The sequence below is a fragment of the Streptomyces graminilatus genome (assembly GCF_001418565.1).
In the GTDB taxonomy this organism is placed as follows: Bacteria; Actinomycetota; Actinomycetes; order Streptomycetales; family Streptomycetaceae; genus Streptomyces; species Streptomyces graminilatus.
Window position 1 is genome coordinate 1 of record NZ_LIQQ01000131.1, and the last position, 18,846, is coordinate 18,846.

Genomic DNA, 18,846 nt, shown 5'->3' on the forward strand with positions numbered 1-18,846 from the left:
CGAAGAGCATGTACCAGCCGGGCGGTACGAGGGTCCGGTCCTTCGGTACGTCGATCGTGACCGAGGTGCGGTCCTTGCTGAGGGGGAGGTCGATGGAGCGCTGTTCGACGTCCGTCGTGTGGGTGACCGCGCTGGGGCGCATCAGGCGGGCCTTCGCGACCCGCTCGGGGTGGGTGGTGGCAAAGGTCGCGCGGCCGAGTCCGTCGGTCTCCTGGGGGCCGTCGCCCAGTACGGGACGGTTCTTGCCGTTCCGGTGCAGCGCGGGCGGGGTGAAGATCTCCATCCGCTGCTCGAAGTGACCGAGCTTGGTGTTCCGCCGGTTGTCGTAGAGCGGGTCGGAGCCGAACGTGACGACCCGGCCGTCGGGCAGGAGCAGCGCCTCGGAGTGGTAGTTGCGGCCCACCTTCGGGTCGGCGGCGGCCCGGAAACGGTTCGTCCTCGGGTCGTAGAACTGGGCCTTGAGGATGTTGCTGCCGCTGCGGCCCCGGTAGTCGGCGGAGCCGTTGGACGTGAACACCGTGTCGTCCGGCATCAGGACGCTGTTGAGGTAGCGGGTGCCCCGGGGGAGGTCGGGGCCCGCCTCGAAGACCGGGTTGTCCTTCTTCAGGTCGACCACGGCCGTGCGGCGCGTCGACTTCCTCGACTCGCCGACTCCTCCGCCGCCCAGGATCATCACCTTCTGGTCCTGCGCGGGCGGGAGGAGGACGGAGGCGGACGTCTCGGTCTCGTCGGCGTCCGTGAGGCCCGGCACCTTCTCGAAGGTGTTCGTGTTCAAGTCCCACAGGCCCGGTGCGCGGCCCTTGGTGGCGGGGCCGTAGCCGCCGTTGGAGGCCGGGTAGAACAGCTTGCCGCCCTTGGTGAGGAAGAGGGCGGGGTAGGTGGGGAAGTAGCGCTTGGGGCCCGGGGTCCACTTCTTGGTCGTCGGGTCGTAGATCTCGTTGTCCCCGGGGTCGATCGCGCCGACGTCGTCGAGCCCGGAGACGGCCAGGACCCGTCCGTCGGCGAGTCCGACGAGGGTCGGGTACCAGCGTGCCTTGTCCATCGGGTCGACGGGGACGTACTTCTCGGCCCTCGGGTCGAACTCGTAGGCGGCCCTGATCCCCTGGAAGTCCTGCTTGTCCATGGTGATCTTCTCGGAGAGGCCGTACGTGTTGTCCGCGTCCTCGCCGGTCAGGCCGACGATCTCGTACTGCGCCTGCTCGGCGGTGATCGCCACGGGCCCCGCCTCGGTCGCCTCGACGAAGACCCGGGCCTCGCTCGGGACGACCTTCGTCACCCAGGGCCGCATGACCCCGGCCGCGTTGTAGGTGATCTGCTGGGTACGCCTGGCCCTGGGGACGGTGACGTCGAACCTGCTGACGTACTCGGTCCCGGCGGGCGAGCGGAAGCGGGTGCCCTTCTTCAGGACCACCTTCTTGTCGGGGTTCTCGTTCTTGACGCGCATCCCGCCGCCGGCCCGCTCGACCTCGCCGTCGAGGAGTTCGTAGCGGGCGGTGCCGCCGGCCACCAGGAGCCGTCCGTCGGGGAGTTGGGCGTGTCCGGCGCAGAAGAAGTCGACGGGGGTGGCGATCTTCTTGAAGGTGTCCGTCCTCGGGTCCCAGAGGACCGTGTCGAAGGACCCCTTGTCGAACTTCTTCTGCTCGTTGCCCGAGCCCGCGACGATCAGGACCTTGCCGGTGTGGAGCAGGGCCGCGTGGATGGCGTTGGTGCGGAACTCCTTCGGGATGTCGAGCGCGCTCCAGGAGCCGTACTTCGCGCGGTAGCCGGGCTGGGCGATCTTGTACTCGTGGTAGCGCTCGGCGGCGAAGGCGAGCACGGCGGGGGCGTTGAGACCGGCGAGCAGGGCGACGCCCCCGATGCCCAAAACGGTCTTCCTGACCTTCCTGACCTTCCTGGACCGCATGGTCTTCTCGGACCGCATGGTCTTCTCGGACCGCGTGGTCTTCTCGGACCTCGTGGTCTTCTCGGACCTCGTGGTCTTCTCGGACCTCGTGGTCTTCTCGGACCTCGTGGTCTTCTTCGACGATCGGGAGGCCATGGCCTAGTTCCCTCCTGCCGGGGTGCCGGAGACCGGGGCGACGGTGCTCGTGGCGACGACGGGTTCCTTTCCGCGGGCCTTGAGGAGGGTGGCGATCCACACCCCGACCGGGGCCAGGGAGACCGCCATGGCGAGGACGGCCCAAGTGCGCATGGCCGCGTGGGTGTGGCCGAGGTGGACGGAGGCGACGAGTCCGGTCGCGAGGAGCGCGGCCCAGAAGAGGTGGACGCGGAAGGTGAACAGCCGGTCGGGGCTGGCGTCGCCGCCCTTGGGGGTGACGACGAACCTGCTGGGGCGGCGGAGCAGGGCCGCGCCGAGGGACTTCAGGTAGATGGGCGCGGAGAGCGCCGACATCGCCATGCCGGCGAGTCCGCCGGATCCTTCGGGCTCGTGCGGGGACACATTGTGCCGCCGGTTCCACAGGTACAGCCCGATCTGGAGGGCGGCGGCGTCGCTGTAGAGCATCAGCCAGACGGAGACCGCGACCTGGGTGCCGGAGGCCCCGAACCAGAGGAACAAGGAACAACTCAGCACGCCGAGCAACCAGTTGACAGCGGTCATCGGGTAGTAGCCGAGCATGAGCGTGTACGAGAAGAGGCGCCCCCAGGGCATGGTGAAGGGCGCTTTCCAGTACTGCTTGACGAGCGTCTCGTAGGTGCCGCGCGACCAGCGCGTCTGCTGGGTGAAGAAGTCGGTCCAGGAGGCGGGCCCCTCGCCGACGGCGAGCACGTCGGGCGTGTAGACGGACCGCCAGTGCCGCCCGGTGCGCGGATTGCGGTGGCGGTGCAGTTCGAAGCCGGTGGCCATGTCCTCGGTGATCGAGTCGACGAGGCCGCCGATCTGCTTGACGGCCGCGATGCGTACGACGTTGTTGGTGCCGACGAACATGGGCGCGCGGTAGCGGTTGCCGGCGCGCTGGATGAGCGCGTGGAAGAGGAACTGCTGCGACTCGGCGGCCTTGGTCACGGGGTGGGTGTAGTTGCCGTACACCTGGGGGCCGACGACGAAGGCGACGTCGGGGTCCCGGAAGAAGCCCGTCATCCGCTCCAGGAAGTCGGGGAGCGGGACGTGGTCGGTGTCGACGGAGGCGTAGAAGTCGTACTTGTCGCCGTGCATGGCGATCCACGCGTTGTAGTTGCCGTGCTTGGTGCGGGCCTTGTGGGCGCCCTTGGCCCGGTTCCACTCGGGGACCCCGTGGCGGCTGAAGTGCACCACGCCCAGCTCGGCGCAGAGGGCCCTGGCCTGCTCGTCGTCCCCTTCGTCGAGCAGCCAGACGTCCAGCGGGCCGGTGTGGCGGACGCGGGTCGCGCCTTCGAGGGTGGCCCGGACCATCGCGAGGGGTTCCTTGCCGGGGACGTACGTGGTGAGGAAGGCGACGCGGGTGTCGTCCTCGGGGGCGACGGGGACGGGGTCGCGGGCGACCATGGTGGCGTGCGCGATGGACACCACGTTGACGACCATGAACAGCTCGATCAGCCCGATGGCGACGAGCATCACGATGTCCAGGCCGACCGTCCACTTGGCGCCGCCCTCGCGCTCCACCCAGTGGGTGGGCCACACCAGGTAGACGAGCAGGACGCCGGTGAGCAGCGGCGCGAGGGTCATGAGCAGGACGGCGCGTATTCGGCGGGGCTCACGGGAGAGGAGCGAGACGTACCGCACCTGGTACGGGGTTCCGGCGGCCGGTGCCTCGGTGAGGGGCCCGGCGAGTCGGCTGTGGCTGTCGTACTCGTAGCCGTGGTCGTGGTCGTAGCCGTGGTCGCAGCCGCGCTCATAGCCGTGGTCGTAGCCGTGGCCGTGGTCGTAGCCCTCGGGCCGCACAGCGCCCTCCCGTGATCGAACGAAGCCGATGTCCCCACGGAAGTGGAGATACGGCGGTGTGTCGATCCGGGTGCGTCCGGGCGGGTGGTGTGTGCGGGCCGGTCACCCGGCGAGGGTCAGCGGGCCGGGGTCACCGGGAAAGGTGCCGCTCCACCGTCTCGACCTTGGAGGTCAGACCGTCGGTCACGCCGGGGCGGATGTCCGCCTTGAGGACGAGGGAGACACGCGGGGCGCGCTGCTCGACGGCGGCGACGGCACGTTTGACGACGTCCATGACCTCGTCCCACTCACCCTCGATCGACGTGAACATGGCGTCGGTGCGGTTCGGGAGGCCGGATTCGCGGACGACACGGACGGCGTCGGCGACGTACTCCCCCACGTCCTCGCCGACACCGAGGGGCGTCACGGAGAAGGCGACGATCATGCCTGGGAACCCTCTTCCCGCACCTTGCGCGCCAGGGCGGCGATGGCCACGTCGACCGCGCTCTCGGCCTCGCGGCGCAGCTTGCGCTCGGCGAAGAAGCCGCCGGTGGGGAGGACGGAGAGCAGGAAGTACAGGCCGGCGGTCTTCAGGGACCACTTGGCGCGGTTCCAGGCGTCCGCCCAGAAGATCACGTAGAGGATGAAGAGGACGCCGTGCACCATGCCCATGACGGGCACCGCGTTGAAGTCCGTGGTCCGCTTCAGCACCGAGCAGACCAGCAGGAGAAGGAAGGAAACGGCCTCGGGGGCCGAGACCAGCCGCAGGCGGCGGAGGGCGGAGGCGGTCTTGATGTCCACGGGTCACCTTCGGTGAGTACGAGGGATGCGAGGGGGTCCGTTTTGCGCATGTCATTTGTGAATGGATGCACAAACGTTCGCCCATTGTGACACCGGCGGTCGCGGCGGCCGGGACGGGGGTACGGACGGACAGCGGCCGGACGGTGGACGGATGTTCGTCCCCTAGGGGGAGCTTCAGGGGCGATCTCCACCTTCGGGATCTGTTGCCGGGGGTGCCCGGCGGGCTACCTTCCCCCAGTGGCGATGTTTCGACTTCAAGGCAGCAAGGTGCTGGCCATCGACATGACCGGGGACGCCGTGAAGGCGAAGAACGGCTCGATGGTGGCGTACGACGGCCAGATGGACTTCAAGAAGCTCAGCGGCGGCGGTGAGGGCATCCGGGGGATGGTCACCCGCCGGATCACCGGTGAGCAGATGACAATGATGGAGGTGAAGGGGCACGGGACGTGCTGGTTCGCCGACCGGGCCTCCGAGATCAACCTCGTCGGCCTCCAGGGGGACAAGCTGTACGTCGAGTCGAGCAACCTGCTGGCGACCGACTCGGGCCTGCGCACGGGCACGTCGTTCACCGGGATGCGCGGCGCCTCTCAGGGCAACGGCCTGTTCACGACGACCGTCGAGGGGCACGGCCAGGCGGCGATCATGTCCGACGGCCCGGCGGTGGTGCTGCGTGTGAGCCCGCAGTACCCGTTGACCGTGGACCCGGGGGCGTACATCGCGCACCAGGGCAACGTCCGGCAGTCCTTCCAGTCCGGAGTGACGTTCCGCACATTCCTGGGCGAGGGCGGCGGCGAGGCCTTCCAGATCCGCTTCGAGGGCGACGGCCTGGTGTACGTCCAGCCCAGTGAGCGCAACACGATCGCCGGGGACGTGTGACATGCCCTTCCGTGAGATCAACTCCAAGATGGTCGAAGTGACCGTCATGCCCGGCCAGCGCGTCTTCAGCCAGCGCGGGGCGATGCTCGCCTACAAGGGCGACGTGTCCTTCACGCCCAACATCCAGGGCGGCCAGGGCGGGATCGCGTCGATGATCGGCCGCCGGGTCGCGGGCGAGGCCACTCCGCTGATGACCGTCGAGGGCAGCGGCACCGTCTTCTTCGGGCACGGCGGCCACCACATCCAGGTCGTCAACCTCGCCGGGGACACGCTGTACGTCGAGGCGGACCGGCTGCTCGCCTTCGACGGCACACTCCAGCAGGGCACCATGTTCATGGGCTCGCAGGGCGGCGTCATGGGCATGGTCCGGGGGCAGGTGACGGGCCAGGGGCTGTTCACCACCACCCTCAAGGGGCACGGCGCGGTGGCCGTCATGGCCCACGGCGGGGTGATCGAGGTGCCGATCACGCCGCAGCGCCCGGTCCACGTCGACCCGCAGGCGTACGTCGCCCACCACGGCGACGTACGCAACAAGCTGTCCACCGCGCTGGGCTGGCGCGACATGGTGGGGCGCGGCTCGGGCGAGGCGTTCCAACTGGAACTCAGCGGCAACGGTGTGGTGTTCGTCCAGGCGTCGGAGGAAAAGCTGTGACCACCTACTCGGGCGCGGGGCCCGTCGTCCACGACCCGATGACGCTGCCGTCCGACGACAACGTCAACAAGTACACCTTCTGCGTGGAGCTCAAGGGGAGCCAGTGGTTCCTGCAGAAGGGCAAGATGATCGCCTACTACGGCACGATGGACTTCAACGGCATCGGACACGGCCGCCTGGACCGTCTCGTCCGTACGTCGTTCCATTCGCCTCTGCACGCGAGCGACTGGGTCGTCGCCGAGGGCTCGGGCAAGATGCTCCTCGCCGACCGGGCCTTCGACGTGAACTCGTACGATCTGGACGAGGGCAACCTGACCATTCGCTCGGGCAACCTGCTCGCGTTTCAGCCAAGTCTCGCGCTCAAGCAGTCGATCGTGCCGGGCTTCCTCACCCTCATCGGCACGGGCAAGTTCGTGGCCGCCTCGAACGGCCCGGTGGTGTTCATGGAACCCCCGATCCGGGTGGACCCGCAGGCGCTGGTCGGCTGGGCCGACTGCCCGTCCCCCTGCCATCACTACGACCACGGGTACATGACAGGCCTGATGGGCGGTCTGCGTGCGATGACCGGCATCGGCGGGGCCTCCGGCGAGGAGCACCAGTTCGAGTTCGTCGGGGCGGGTACGGTACTGCTCCAGTCCAGCGAGGCGCTCATGGCCGAGCAGGCCACGGGAGTGGTTCCGCACGAGCCCGGAGTGCCGGGTGGCGGCGGGGCCCCCGCAGGTCATCCGCAGCAGCCGGGGGTACCACGCCTTCCCGGACAGCTCGGCGACCTCCAGCGTCGCTTCGGGCTGTGAACGGTAGTCTGCGGAGTGTGACGTCGAACGTGTGCGCGCCGTCATACCCGCCACACCACCCTCGCTAGTTCGCCTTTCAACTTTTTAGGTAGACTTCATTCATGGAGACCGAGACGGCCACAAGCTGGCTGACCGACGCGGAGCAGTGCGCCTGGCGCACCCACCTGGAGGTCAACAGGCTGTTGACCTACCAGCTCGAGAAGGATCTGCAGCCGTTCGGCCTGACGATGAACGACTACGAGATCCTCGTGAACCTGTCCGAATCCAAGGACGTGCGCATGCGGATGAGCGACCTCGCGTCCGCGACCCTCCAGTCCAAGAGCCGGCTCTCGCACCAGATCACTCGCATGGAGAACGCGAACCTGGTGCGCCGTGAGAACTGCGAGTCCGATCGGCGGGGGCTGTACGCGGTGCTCACGCCGCAGGGCATGGAGACGATGAACAAGGTCGCGCCGCATCATGTGGCGTCCGTGCGGCGGCACTTCATCGAGTTGCTGAGCCCCGAGGCGCTGGCCCAGCTCAGCGCCTCCCTCAAGCCGATCGCCGAACACCTGCGCGACCAGCGGGGGCGGCTGTAGTTTTTTCCCTCGCCCCCGCCGCCCCTTCCCGTTCCCGACCCTGGGGGCTGCGCCCCCAGACCCCCCTTGTCCTCAAACGCCGGACAGGCTGGATGTCCCCGGCCGGGGCTTGATCTTTCAGCCCGTCCGGCGTTTGAGGACAAGGCCCGTTCAGGGCCGTAGCGGGGGTTCGGGGGCGCAGCCCCCGAGGACGGGAAGGGTAGGGGCGGCGGGGGCGAAGGTGCGGGGGGCTCACGGGATACGCGGGACGGCGGCACAGGAAAGCCGCGTCGCGTTCGCGGGCATGCGAAGTTCGCCGTGGCAGACGGGGACGCCGGATCACCACGGCAACCGCTCTGCGAGTCGCGTGGCGTGTCTCCGTCAGGGGTTTTCGGTCAGGCCCGCGATCAGCTCGTCCGCCGCGCGGTACGGGTCCAGTTCGCCGGCCACGATCCGGTCCGCCAGGGAGCCCAGGCGCCGGTCTCCTCGAAGGTCGCCGATGCGTTCACGCAGGGCCGTCACGGCGATCGTCTCGACCTCGTGGGAGGCGCGGGCGCGGCGGCGTTCGGCCAGGGCGCCGTGCTCCTCCAGCCACGCGCGGTGCTTCTCCAGGGCCTCCACCAGTTCGTCGATGCCCTCGGCGCGCGACGCGACTGTCTTCACGATCGGGGGGCGCCAGTCGCCGGGGGCTCTGGCCGCGCCCAGGCCCAGCATGTGGTTCAGCTCGCGAGCGGTGGAGTGCGCGCCGTCCCGGTCGGCCTTGTTGACCACGTAGACGTCGCCGATCTCCAGGATGCCCGCCTTGGCCGCCTGGATGCCGTCGCCCATCCCGGGCGCGAGGAGCACCACGCTGGTGTCGGCCTGCGCGGCGATCTCCACCTCGGACTGGCCCACACCCACCGTCTCGACCAGGATCACGTCGCAGCCCGCCGCGTCCAGGACGCGGATCGCCTGCGGGGCCGCCCAGGCCAGGCCGCCGAGGTGGCCGCGGGTCGCCATCGAGCGGATGTAGACGCCCGGGTCGGAGGCGTGGTCCGACATCCGCACCCGGTCGCCGAGCAGCGCGCCGCCGGAGAACGGCGACGACGGGTCGACGGCCAGTACGCCGACCCGTCTGCCCTGTCGCCGGTACGCCGTGACCAGCGCCGAGGTCGATGTCGACTTGCCGACGCCCGGTGATCCCGTCAGACCGACGACGTACGCGTTGCCTGTCAGCGGGGCCAGCGCGGCCATGACCTCGCGGAGTTGCCCGGACGCCCCCTCGACCAGGGAGATCAGCCGGGCCACGGCCCTCGGCCGGCCTTCCCTGGCCTGCGCCACCAGCGTGGGGACGTCCTGCATCACGACTCCGTTCCGATCACGGCCGTAGGGAAATCCGCTGCTAGCGGATATCCCTGGGCGGGGATATCCGCTACGCCTTGGGTACCCGCACGATCAGCGCGTCACCCTGGCCGCCGCCCCCGCACAGGGCCGCGGCGCCGACGCCGCCACCACGGCGCTTCAGTTCGAGGGCCAGGTGGAGTACGAGGCGTGCGCCGGACATGCCGATCGGGTGGCCCAGGGCGATGGCACCGCCGTTGACGTTCACCCGATCCGTGGACACGCCGAGGTCCTTGATTGACTGGACCGCGACCGCCGCGAAGGCTTCGTTGATCTCGATCAGGTCAAGATCTTCTACGCCCAGGCCCTCCTTCTTGAGGGCGTGCAGGATGGCGTTCGAGGGCTGGGACTGGAGCGAGTTGTCGGGTCCCGCCACATTGCCGTGGGCACCGATCTCCGCGATCCACTCCAGGCCGAGTTCCTCCGCCTTCGCCCTGCTCATGACGACCACGGCCGCCGCGCCGTCGGAGATCTGCGACGACGTGCCCGCCGTGATGGTGCCGTCCTTGGTGAACGCCGGGCGCAGCTTGCCGAGCGATTCGACCGTCGTCTCCGCCCGGATGCCCTCGTCCTGGCTGAAAACGATCGGTTCGCCCTTGCGCTGCGGGATCTCGACCGGGGTGATCTCGGCCTCGAAGACGCCGTTCTTCTGGGCCGCCGCAGCGCGCTGGTGGGAGGCGGCGGCGATCTCGTCCTGCTCGGGGCGCAGGATGCCCAGGCGGCCGTTGTGCTTCTCCGTGGACTCGCCCATGGCGATGTTCTCGAAGGCGTCGGTGAGACCGTCGTACGCCATCGCGTCGAGCATCTCGATGGCGCCGTACTTGAAGCCCTCGCGGGACTTGGGGAGCAGGTGGGGGGCGTTCGTCATCGATTCCTGGCCACCGGCCACCACGATGTCGAATTCACCCGCTCGGATCAACTGGTCCGCCAGCGCGATCGCGTCCAGGCCGGACAGACACACCTTGTTGACGGTCAGCGCCGGGACGCTCATCGGGATACCGGCCTTGACCGCGGCCTGCCGGGCCGGGATCTGGCCCGCGCCGGCCTGGAGCACCTGGCCCATGATCACGTACTGCACCTGGTCGCCGCCGATCCCCGCACGGTCGAGGGCTGCCTTGATCGCGAAACCGCCGAGGTCAGCGCCGGAGAAGGTCTTCAGCGAGCCCAGCAGCCGTCCCATGGGCGTACGCGCGCCCGCGACGATCACCGAGGTGGTGGTGCTGTTCGTTCCTGACATGAGGTGCGATCCCCTTTCAGCCGGTGAGCTGAGGAGTGTGAACGAGGGTTTACTTCGAATGTACTGAGCGGTAGTGGTCTGCGTCACCGGGCCGTCGGTGTGACAGCGCGCACGTTGCGTAACCGTCGCCGGAACGCTGCACTGACTCCATGCTGACGCGAATCGACCACATCGGGATCGCCTGTTTCGACCTCGACAAGACCGTCGAGTTCTACCGGGCCACGTACGGCTTCGAGGTGTTCCACTCCGAGGTCAACGAGGAGCAGGGCGTGCGCGAGGCCATGTTGAAGATCAACAACACGGACGACGGCGGCGCCTCCTACCTCCAGCTCCTGGAACCGACCCGCGAGGACTCCGCCGTGGGCAAGTGGCTCGCCAAGAACGGGGAGGGAGTGCATCACATCGCTTTCGGTACGGCGGATGTGGACGCGGACGCCGCGGACGTCCGGGGCAAGGGCGTACGCGTTCTGTACGACGAGCCACGGCGCGGCTCCATGGGGTCCCGGATCACCTTCCTGCACCCCAAGGATTGCCACGGAGTACTGACAGAACTGGTCACTTCGGCGACTGTTGAGTCACCTGAGCACTGACCCTCGTACATATGGGCCGGTAGGGTTGGCAACGGCCGCTGCCGTGTTGTCGGGGAGCGGCCCGGATCCCGGTGTGTGGAGGTGCGGGATCCAAGGGCCGGGGTACAGGTTTCGGGGGCCGAGGGTGAGGGCGGGAGTCCGTGCTTCGCCGTTGATCTGACACCATTCCCCGGGGGCCCCGTCCGGCGGATGGACGTGGCTCGTTCGGAGAAGGTTGCGACCAGGGGACGGATGGGACCGCGCAGTGCGGGGCTACGAACGCCAGGAGCGAGAGCCGGCGGCTGACGTCGACCACCTCTCTCGGTTCGAGGCCGAGATGGAGCGGCTGAAGACCGAGCGGGAAAAGGCGATTCAGCACGCCGAGGACCTCGGCTACCAGGTCGAGGTACTGCGCGCCAAGCTTCACGAGGCGCGCCGCACCCTCATGTCCCGGCCCGCCTATGACGGCGGAGACATCGGCTACCAGGCCGAGCAGATGCTGCGCAACGCGCAGATCCAGGCGGACCAGCTCCGCCAGGACGCCGAGCGCGAGATGTCCCAGGCGCGCGCGCAGACTCAGCGCATCCTCCAGGAGCACGCCGAGCAGGCGGCCCGGTTGCAGGCCGAGCTGCACCAGGAGGCGGTCACCCGTCGCCAGCAGCTCGACCAGGAGCTGGCCGAGCGGCGGCAGACCGTCGAGTCGCACGTCAACGAGAACGTGGCGTGGGCCGAGCAGTTGCGGGCCCGCAGCGAGTCCCAGGCGCGTCGCCTCGTCGACGAGTCGCGGGCCGAGTCCGAGCAGGCGCTGGCCGCCGCCCGCGCCGAGGCCGAGCGGGTGGCCAATGAGGCCAGGCAGCGCCTCCAGAGCGAGAGCGAGGCCGCCCGCGCGGAGGCCGACCAACTGCTGCGCCGGGCCCGTGCCGAGGCCGAGCGCCTCCTGAACAGCGCGAACTCCGAGGCCCGCGAGGCCGCCGACCACGCCGAGCAGTTGCGCAGTTCCACGGTGACCGAGTCGGACAGCGCCCGCCGTCAGGCCACCGAGCTGAGCCGCGCCGCCGAGCAGCGGATGCAGGAGGCCGAGGCCGCCCTGCGGGAGGCCCGCGCCGAGGCGGAGAAGGTCGTCACCGAGGCGAAGGAGGCCGCCGCCAAGACGACCGCCAGTGCCGAGTCGGCCAACGAGCAGCGCACCCGTACGGCGAAGGAGCAGGTCGCCCGGCTGGTCACCGAGGCCAGCCAGGAGGCCGAGGCCACCAAGGCGTCCGCCGAAGAGGTCGTCGCGGACGCCAAGGCCAAGGCCGAGAAGATCGTCGCGGAGGCCGAGGAGACCGCCCGGAGTCTCACCGCCGAGGAGACCGCCTCCCAGCTCTCCAAGGCGGCCCGCACCGCCGAGGAGGTCCTGAACAAGGCGTCCGAGGAAGCGAAGTCGACCACCAAGGCGGCCACCGAGGAGGCCGAGCGCATCCGCGCCGAGGCCGAGGCGGAGGCGGACCGGCTGCGCGCCGAGGCGCACGACATCGCCGAGCAGCTCAAGGGCACGGCGAAGGACGACACCAAGGAGTACCGCGCCAAGACCGTCGAGCTTCAGGAAGAGGCCCGGCGGCTGCGTGGCGAGGCCGAGCAGTTGCGCGCCGAGGCGGTCGCCGAGGGCGAGCGCATCCGCGCGGAGGCGCGCCGTGAGGCCGTCCAGCAGATCGAGGAGGCGGCCAGGACCGCCGAGGAGCTGCTCGCCAAGGCGAAGGCGGACGCGGACGAGACGCGCCAGACCGCGCAGGCGGACAGCGAGAAGGTCCGTACGGAGGCCATCGAGCGCGCGACGACGCTGCGCCGGCAGGCCGAGGAAACCCTTGAGCGCACCCGCAAGGAGGCCGAGCGGCACCGCGAGGAGGCCGTCGAGCAGGCCGAGGGCATCGCGGCGGACGCCGAGCAGGCGGCGCGCGAGCTGCGCGAGGAGACCGAGCGGGCGATAGGCGTACGCCGGGACGAGGCCGCCGCCGAGCTGGCGCGGCTGCACAGCGAGGCCGAGGACCGGCTCACCGCCGCCGAGGAGGTGCTCTCCGAGGCACGCGCGGAGGCCGACCGGAGCCGCCGTGAGGGGTCCGAGGAGGCGGAGCGGCTCCGTTCGGAGGCCGCCGAGCGCATCCGCACCCTCCAGGCGCAGGCCGACGCCGAGATCCAGCGGCTGCGCGACGAGGCGGCTGCGGACGCGTCGGCGTCCCGCGCGGAGGGCGAGGCCATCGCCGTACGCCTGCGGTCCGAGGCGGCGGCCGAGGCCGAGCGGCTGAAGTCGGAGGCCCTGGACACCGCCGACCGGGTACGGGCGGAGGCACAGGCCGCCGCCGAGCGGCTGGCGACGGAGGCGTCGGAGACGCTGGCCGCCGCCCAGGAGGAGGCCACCCGGCGGCGGCGCGAGGCCGAGGAGACCCTCGGTTCCGCCCGCCAGGAGGCCGACCAGGAGCGCGAGCGGGCCCGCGAGCAGAGCGAGGAGCTGCTGGCGTCGGCGCGCAAGCGCGTGGAGGACGCCCAGGCCGAGGCCGTACGGCTGGTCGAGGAGGCGGACCGGCGCGCGAGCGAGATGGTGTCCGCGGCCGAGCAGCACGCCCAGCAGGTACGGGAGTCGGTGTCCGGGCTGCACGAGCAGGCCCAGGAGGAGATCCAGGGGCTGCGCTCGGCGGCCGAGCATGTCGCCGACCGGATGCGGCGCGAGGCGTCCGAGGAGTCGGACCGGGTCCGTGCCGACGCCTACGCCGAGCGGGAGCGGGCCTCGGAGGACGCGGGCCGGGTGCGGCGCGAGGCCGCGGAGGCGTCGGAGCACGCCAAGGCGCTCGCCGAGCGCACGGTGGGCGACGCGATCGCCGAGGCGGAGCGGCTGCGCCAGGAGGCCGCCGCGCACGCCCAGCGGGTGCGTACCGAGGCGTCGGACACCATCGCGGGTGCCGAGCAGGACGCGGCGCGCAGCCGTGCGGAGGCACGCGAGGACGCGAACCGGATCCGTTCGGACGCCGCGACCCAGGCCGACACGCTGATCACCGAGGTGACGGCGGAGGCGGAGCGCCTCACCGAGGAGACCAACGCCGAGGCGGAGCGGGTGCGGGCCGAGTCCGTGGCCGCCGCCGAGCAACTGCTCTCGGAGGCGACCGGGGAGGCGGAGCGGCTGCGGGCCGAGGCCGCCGACACGGTCGGTTCGGCGCAGCAGCACGCGGAGCGGATCCGCAACGAGTCGGAGCGGGTCAAGGCCGAGGCGGCGGCGGAGGCCGACCGGCTCATGTCGACCGCGCGCGACGAGGCCGACACCACGCTGGACGAGGCCCGCAAGGAGGCCAACAAGCGGCGCTCCGAGGCGGCCGAGCAGGTCGACACGCTCATCACGGAGACGGCCGCCGAGGCGGACAAGCTGCTCACCGAGTCGCAGCAGGCCGCGCAGAAGACGACCGCCGAGGCGGAGTCGCGCGCCGACTCGATGGTGGGCGCGGCCCGCGCCGAGGCCGACCGGCTGGTGGAGCAGGCGACCGCCCGGGGCAACTCGACGGTGGAGAAGGCCCGTGCGGACGCGGACGAGCTGCTCATCGGCGCGCGCCGGGACGCCACCGCCATAAGGGAGCGCGCCGAGGAGCTGCGGGACCGCATCACGGCCGAGATCGAAAGCCTGCACGAGCGGGCCCGCCGTGAGGCCTCGGAGACCATGCGTTCGACGGGCGACCGCTGCGACGCGCTGATCACGGCCGCCGAGGAGCAGCTCACCAAGGCGGAGGCGAAGGCCAAGGACCTGGTCTCGGAGGCGAACTCCGAGGCCGGCAAGGTCCGGATCGCCGCCGTCAAGAAGGCCGAGGGGCTGCTGAAGGAGGCCGAGCAGAAGAAGACCTCGCTGATCCGGGAGGCCGAGGAACTGCGGGCCGAGGCGATCCGCGAGGCGAAGGCCACGGTCGAGGAGGGCAAGCGCGAGCTGGAGGTCCTCGTCCGGCGCCGGGAGGACATTCAGGCCGAGATCTCCCGTGTCCAGGACGTCCTGGAAGCGTTGGAGTCCTTTGAGGCCCCGTCAGCGAACAAGGACGGCGGCGTCAAGGCTGGCGCTGCCGTCGGCGTGACTCGTTCGGGTGGCAAGTCGTCAGAGGGGTAGGCAGGAGGGCATGTTGGGTGCATTCTGTGTGACTTTCAGGCGACTTGACCATTTCTTGGGCAAGCAGCCTGCCGGTTAGCCACTCAAAAGGGGCCTGATTCTCCATATCAATCAGGCTTCTGCTCTATGACACGCCGCTTGGCCCCCTAGGATTCCACCTATCACCTCACCGGTCTCATTCGACAGGAACCCCATGAGCGACACTTCCCCCTACGGCTTCGAGCTTGTGCGGCGTGGGTACGACCGCGCTCAGGTGGACGAACGCATCTCGAAGCTCGTCTCCGACCGTGACAGCGCTCTGGCCCGTATCACCGCCCTGGAAAAGCGCATCGAGGAGCTCCACCTCGAAACGCAGAACGCCCAGGCCCAGGTCAGCGACGCCGAGCCGTCGTACGCGGGTCTCGGCGCGCGCGTCGAGAAGATCCTCCGACTCGCCGAGGAGGAGGCGAAGGACCTGCGCGAGGAGGCCCGTCGCGCGGCGGAGCAGCACCGCGAGCTCGCCGAGTCGGCGGCCCAGCAGGTGCGCAACGACGCGGAGGCGTTCGCCGCGGACCGCAAGTCCAAGGCGGAGGACGAGGGCGTCCGGATCGTCGAGAAGGCCAAGAGCGACGCGTCGCAGCTCCGCCAGGAGGCGCAGAAGGACGCGCAGTCCAAGCGTGAGGAGGCGGACGCCCTCTTCGAGGAGACCCGCGCCAAGGCCGCCCAGGCCGCCGCGGACTTCGAGACGAACCTCGCCAAGCGCCGTGAGCAGTCGGAGCGCGACCTCGCGTCCCGCCAGGCCAAGGCCGAGAAGCGCCTCGCGGAGATCGAGCACCGCGCGGAGCAGCTCCGCCTGGAGGCCGAGAAGCTGCGCACGGACGCCGAGCGCCGCGCCCGCCAGACCGTCGAGACGGCCCAGCGCCAGGCCGAGGACATCGTGGCCGACGCGAACGCCAAGGCCGACCGGATCCGTTCGGAATCGGAGCGCGAGCTGGCGGCTCTCACCAACCGCCGCGACTCGATCAACGCCCAGCTGACGAACGTCCGCGAGATGCTCGCCACCCTGACGGGAGCCGCGGTCGCCGCCGCGAGCGCCCCGGTCACGGACGACGAGCCCATCACGCGGGGCGTCCCGGCCCAGCAGTCCCGGTAACCACCGGGAACGGACGGTCGCGTAAACGGCTGTAGATGCCCGCGCCTCCCTGTGGGGGGTGCGGGCATCCGTCGTTCAGAGGCGCGGGCGGTCACTTCCCAACAGGCGCCAACCCCACCCACCCAGGGGCGCGGGGAACTGCGCGACAAGCCCCCACCGGGCGGACAGCCGACACACAACGCCCGCGCCCCCGGCGCGAACCCACGTTCGCCAAAAGTTGCCGCACACAAGTGGCACCGCCAATCACCCCCCACTAGCGTGGCCGCATGATTGAGCTAGAGGGGCTGACCAAGCGGTACGGGGAGAAAGTCGCGGTCAACCACCTGACCTTCACCGTCAGACCAGGCATCGTCACCGGCTTCCTCGGCCCCAACGGCGCCGGCAAGTCCACCACCATGCGGATGATGCTCGGCCTGGACCGCCCCACGGCCGGCGACGTCCGCATCGACGGTCAGCACTACCACCAGCTCAAGGACCCCATCAAGGACATCGGCGCCCTGCTCGACGCCAAGGCGATGCACGGCGGCCGAAGCGCCTTCAACCACCTCCTCTGTCTCGCCCAGAGCAACGGCATCCCCTCCTCCCGCGTGCACGAGGTCCTCGACACCGTCGGGCTCACGGCGGTGGCCCGGAAGAAGGCGAAGGGGTTCTCGCTGGGCATGGGACAGCGCCTCGGAATCGCGGGCGCCCTGCTCGGCGACCCACGGATCCTGATGTTCGACGAGCCGGTCAACGGCCTCGACCCCGAGGGCATCCACTGGATCCGCAACCTGATGAAATCGCTGGCCGCCCAGGGCCGCACCGTCTTCGTCTCCTCGCACCTCATGAGCGAGATGGCGCTGACCGCCGACCACCTCGTCGTCATCGGCCAGGGACGACTCCTCGCCGACACCTCCATGGCGGACTTCATCGCGCAGAACTCGCGTTCGTACGTCCGTATCCGCTCCCCCCATCGTGAGCGGCTGCTCGATGTCCTGCACGACGCCGGGATCACCGTCGTGGAGGCCGGCGGCGAGGCCCTCGAAGTGGACGGCGACAAGGCCGAGCGCATCGGTGAGCTGGCCGCGCAGCACCAACTCGTCCTGCATGAGCTGAGCCCCCAGCAGGCCTCCCTGGAGGAAGCGTTCATGCAGCTCACCGCCGAGTCGGTCGAGTACCACGCCCACTCCGACACACCGGTCCCCGCCGACTCCCCGGTGGGGGTCTGGGGCGACGGCTGGAAGGAAGGACGGTCATGACGGCCGCTCAGGTCATCCGGTCCGAGTGGACCAAGATCCGGTCGGTGGCGTCCACGGTGTGGACGCTCGGTCTCGCGGCCGTGGTGACGATCGCGCTCGGCGCGCTGATCTCGCTGCTCCTCAAGAACCAGTGGAGCGACCTCAGCAGGAACGACCGGCTGTCCTTCGACCCGACGTACACGAGTTTCGCGGGGATGAGTCTCGGCCAGCTCGCGATGATCGTGTTCGGGGTGCTCGTCGTGTCGAACGAGTACAGCACCGGGATGATCCGCACCTCGCTGGCCGCCGTGCCCCGGCGCGGCATGTTCCTCGCGGGCAAGCTCACCGTCGCGGCCGGGCTCGCCTTCGCGGTCGGGGTCGTCACCAGCTTCACCGCGTTCTTCGTCGGGCAGGCGATGCTGGGGGACCACTCGACGTCCATCGGCGACACGGGCGTACTGCGCGCGGTCATCGGCGGGGCGATCTACATGACGCTCATCGCCCTGTTCTCCATGGGCGTGGCGACGATGCTGCGCAGTCCGATGCTGTCGCTCGGCATTCTGATGCCGTTCTTCTTCCTGATCTCCAACATCCTGGGTGCCGTGTCGGCGACCAAGAAGGTCGGGCGGTATCTGCCTGATCAGGCCGGGAGCAAGATCATGCAGGTGGTGACCCCGGTCGACAACGACACGCCGTACGGGCCATGGGGTGGGCTCGCGATCATGGTGGGGTGGGTTGCCGTGGCGCTGCTGGGCGGATATCTGGTGCTTCGGGAGCGCGACGCGTAGGCGCTCCGCTGGGTGGGCGGTTCTTCGGGTGCGGGCCCGGTGGGGGCTGGTCGCGCAGTTCCCCGCGCCCCTGACGGGGCGCGTGCCGCGCCCGTCCCCGTCGCGCCCCGCGGCGGAGCCGCAGATCGAAACAGCCCCGCGCCCCTGTCGGGCGCGTGCCGCGCCGATCGAAACAGCCCCGCGCCCGTCCCTGTCAGCGGTGGGGCCGGATTTTTGCCACCTCTTGAAGGGAACCGTCAGCGCCCGGATAAGCTCCTAAACCTAACGGGGGCATGTGCCCCGCTGTCCTGAATCTTTCGGTGGGTGCGGAGCATGATCGAGGCAGTCGGCCTGACGAAGCGCTACGGCGACAAGACGGCCGTGTACAACCTTTCCTTCCAGGTGCGGCCGGGAGCCGTCACCGGCTTCCTCGGCCCGAACGGGTCGGGCAAGTCGACGACCATGAGGATGATCCTCGGCCTGGACCAGCCCACCTCGGGCCAGGTGACCATCGGTGGCTTCCCCTACCGCAAGCTGCCCAACGCTCCCCGCCAGGTCGGCGCGCTGCTCGACGCCAAGGCCGTGCACGGCGGCCGGTCCGCCCGCAGCCATCTGCTCTGCCTGGCCCAGTTGTCGGGCATCCCGGCGCGGCGCGTGGACGAGGTGCTCGGCGTCGTCGGGCTCCAGGACGTGGCCAAAAAGCGTTCCAAGGGGTTCTCGCTCGGTATGGGCCAGCGGCTCGGCATCGCCGCCGCGCTGCTCGGCGACCCCCAGGTGCTGCTGTTCGACGAGCCGGTCAACGGCCTCGACCCCGAGGGCATCCTCTGGGTGCGCAACCTGATGAAGGCGCTCGCGGCGGAGGGGCGGACCGTGTTCGTCTCCTCCCACCTGATGAGCGAGATGGCGCTGACC

At 70.0% G+C, this 18,846-nt stretch carries 17 protein-coding genes; 11 read left to right on the top strand and 6 right to left on the bottom strand.

All coding sequences use genetic code 11. The features are described from left to right. Positions 1 to 1,903: radical copper oxidase GlxA (gene glxA / locus AOK08_RS12705; RefSeq protein WP_055525637.1), on the bottom strand; the 1,903-nt coding region annotated here is incomplete at its 3' end. Between glxA and AOK08_RS12710 the strand changes: the two genes are divergently transcribed. Then, on the top strand, positions 1,857 to 2,045 hold the full coding sequence (locus AOK08_RS12710) for a hypothetical protein (RefSeq protein ID WP_055525623.1): 189 nt from the start codon (positions 1,857 to 1,859) through the stop codon (positions 2,043 to 2,045). The genes glxA and AOK08_RS12710 overlap by 47 nt on opposite strands. On the opposite strand, the gene AOK08_RS12715 is transcribed toward AOK08_RS12710, so the two are convergent. The 3 genes from AOK08_RS12715 to AOK08_RS12725 all read right to left on the bottom strand — a co-directional run bounded on the left by AOK08_RS12715 (position 2,042) and on the right by AOK08_RS12725 (position 4,639). Then, positions 2,042 to 3,859, bottom strand: a complete 1,818-nt coding sequence (locus AOK08_RS12715; protein ID WP_079053995.1) for a glycosyltransferase family 2 protein — start codon at positions 3,857 to 3,859, stop codon at positions 2,042 to 2,044. The two genes, AOK08_RS12710 and AOK08_RS12715, sit on opposite strands and share 4 nt — an antisense overlap. Positions 3,860 to 3,989: 130 nt before the next feature. Then, positions 3,990 to 4,283 (bottom strand): MTH1187 family thiamine-binding protein, encoded by a 294-nt coding sequence (locus tag AOK08_RS12720; protein WP_055525624.1) that lies wholly within the window; start codon positions 4,281 to 4,283, stop codon positions 3,990 to 3,992. Next, complete coding sequence (locus tag AOK08_RS12725) at positions 4,280 to 4,639, bottom strand: DUF3817 domain-containing protein (protein ID WP_055525625.1); 360 nt, start codon at positions 4,637 to 4,639, stop codon at positions 4,280 to 4,282. Before AOK08_RS12725 ends, AOK08_RS12720 begins: the two co-directional genes overlap by 4 nt. A gap of 243 nt (positions 4,640 to 4,882) precedes the next feature. Between AOK08_RS12725 and AOK08_RS12730 the strand changes: the two genes are divergently transcribed. The 4 genes from AOK08_RS12730 (at position 4,883) to AOK08_RS12745 (ending at position 7,539) form a co-directional block, all read left to right on the top strand. Beyond that, positions 4,883 to 5,515 (top strand): AIM24 family protein, encoded by a 633-nt coding sequence (locus tag AOK08_RS12730; protein WP_055525626.1) that lies wholly within the window; start codon positions 4,883 to 4,885, stop codon positions 5,513 to 5,515. A gap of 1 nt (position 5,516) precedes the next feature. Then, positions 5,517 to 6,167, top strand: coding sequence for an AIM24 family protein (locus AOK08_RS12735; protein WP_055525627.1), 651 nt, complete (start codon positions 5,517 to 5,519; stop codon positions 6,165 to 6,167). Between the two features lie 38 nt (positions 6,168 to 6,205). Next, positions 6,206 to 6,961 carry an AIM24 family protein gene (locus AOK08_RS12740; RefSeq protein WP_422125735.1) on the top strand — a complete coding sequence of 252 codons (756 nt, stop codon included), beginning with the start codon at positions 6,206 to 6,208 and terminating at the stop codon, positions 6,959 to 6,961. Between the two features lie 101 nt (positions 6,962 to 7,062). Then, complete coding sequence (locus AOK08_RS12745; RefSeq protein ID WP_055525629.1) at positions 7,063 to 7,539, top strand: MarR family winged helix-turn-helix transcriptional regulator; 477 nt, start codon at positions 7,063 to 7,065, stop codon at positions 7,537 to 7,539. A gap of 360 nt (positions 7,540 to 7,899) precedes the next feature. Here the strand turns inward: AOK08_RS12745 and meaB are convergent, their stop codons facing one another. Both meaB and AOK08_RS12755 read right to left on the bottom strand, forming a co-directional pair. After that, complete coding sequence (gene meaB, locus AOK08_RS12750) at positions 7,900 to 8,859, bottom strand: methylmalonyl Co-A mutase-associated GTPase MeaB (RefSeq protein ID WP_055525630.1); 960 nt, start codon at positions 8,857 to 8,859, stop codon at positions 7,900 to 7,902. A 70-nt stretch (positions 8,860 to 8,929) separates the two neighbouring features. After that, positions 8,930 to 10,135, bottom strand: coding sequence for an acetyl-CoA C-acetyltransferase (locus AOK08_RS12755; protein WP_055525631.1), 1,206 nt, complete (start codon positions 10,133 to 10,135; stop codon positions 8,930 to 8,932). Between the two features lie 149 nt (positions 10,136 to 10,284). Between AOK08_RS12755 and mce the strand changes: the two genes are divergently transcribed. The 6 genes from mce to AOK08_RS47245 form a co-directional block, all read left to right on the top strand. Then, a complete protein-coding gene (mce, locus tag AOK08_RS12760; protein ID WP_055525632.1) occupies positions 10,285 to 10,725 on the top strand; it encodes a methylmalonyl-CoA epimerase in 441 nt (146 codons plus the stop codon). A gap of 244 nt (positions 10,726 to 10,969) precedes the next feature. Further along, the gene (gene scy, locus AOK08_RS12765; RefSeq protein WP_055525633.1) at positions 10,970 to 14,818 is read left to right on the top strand and encodes a polarized growth protein Scy; all 3,849 of its coding nucleotides are present in this window, start codon (positions 10,970 to 10,972) and stop codon (positions 14,816 to 14,818) included. 193 nt (positions 14,819 to 15,011) lie between these two features. Beyond that, positions 15,012 to 15,950 (top strand): coiled-coil domain-containing protein, encoded by a 939-nt coding sequence (locus tag AOK08_RS12770; RefSeq protein ID WP_055525634.1) that lies wholly within the window; start codon positions 15,012 to 15,014, stop codon positions 15,948 to 15,950. Positions 15,951 to 16,216: 266 nt separating this feature from the next. After that, positions 16,217 to 17,188, top strand: coding sequence for an ABC transporter ATP-binding protein (locus AOK08_RS12775; protein WP_055525635.1), 972 nt, complete (start codon positions 16,217 to 16,219; stop codon positions 17,186 to 17,188). Then, positions 17,185 to 17,955 carry an ABC transporter permease gene (locus tag AOK08_RS12780; protein ID WP_055525636.1) on the top strand — a complete coding sequence of 257 codons (771 nt, stop codon included), beginning with the start codon at positions 17,185 to 17,187 and terminating at the stop codon, positions 17,953 to 17,955. The genes AOK08_RS12775 and AOK08_RS12780 overlap by 4 nt, the downstream gene beginning before the upstream one ends. 312 nt (positions 17,956 to 18,267) lie before the next feature. After that, positions 18,268 to 18,846, top strand: a 579-nt coding sequence (locus AOK08_RS47245) for an ATP-binding cassette domain-containing protein (RefSeq protein ID WP_241826932.1), incomplete at its 3' end; no start/stop codon positions are given.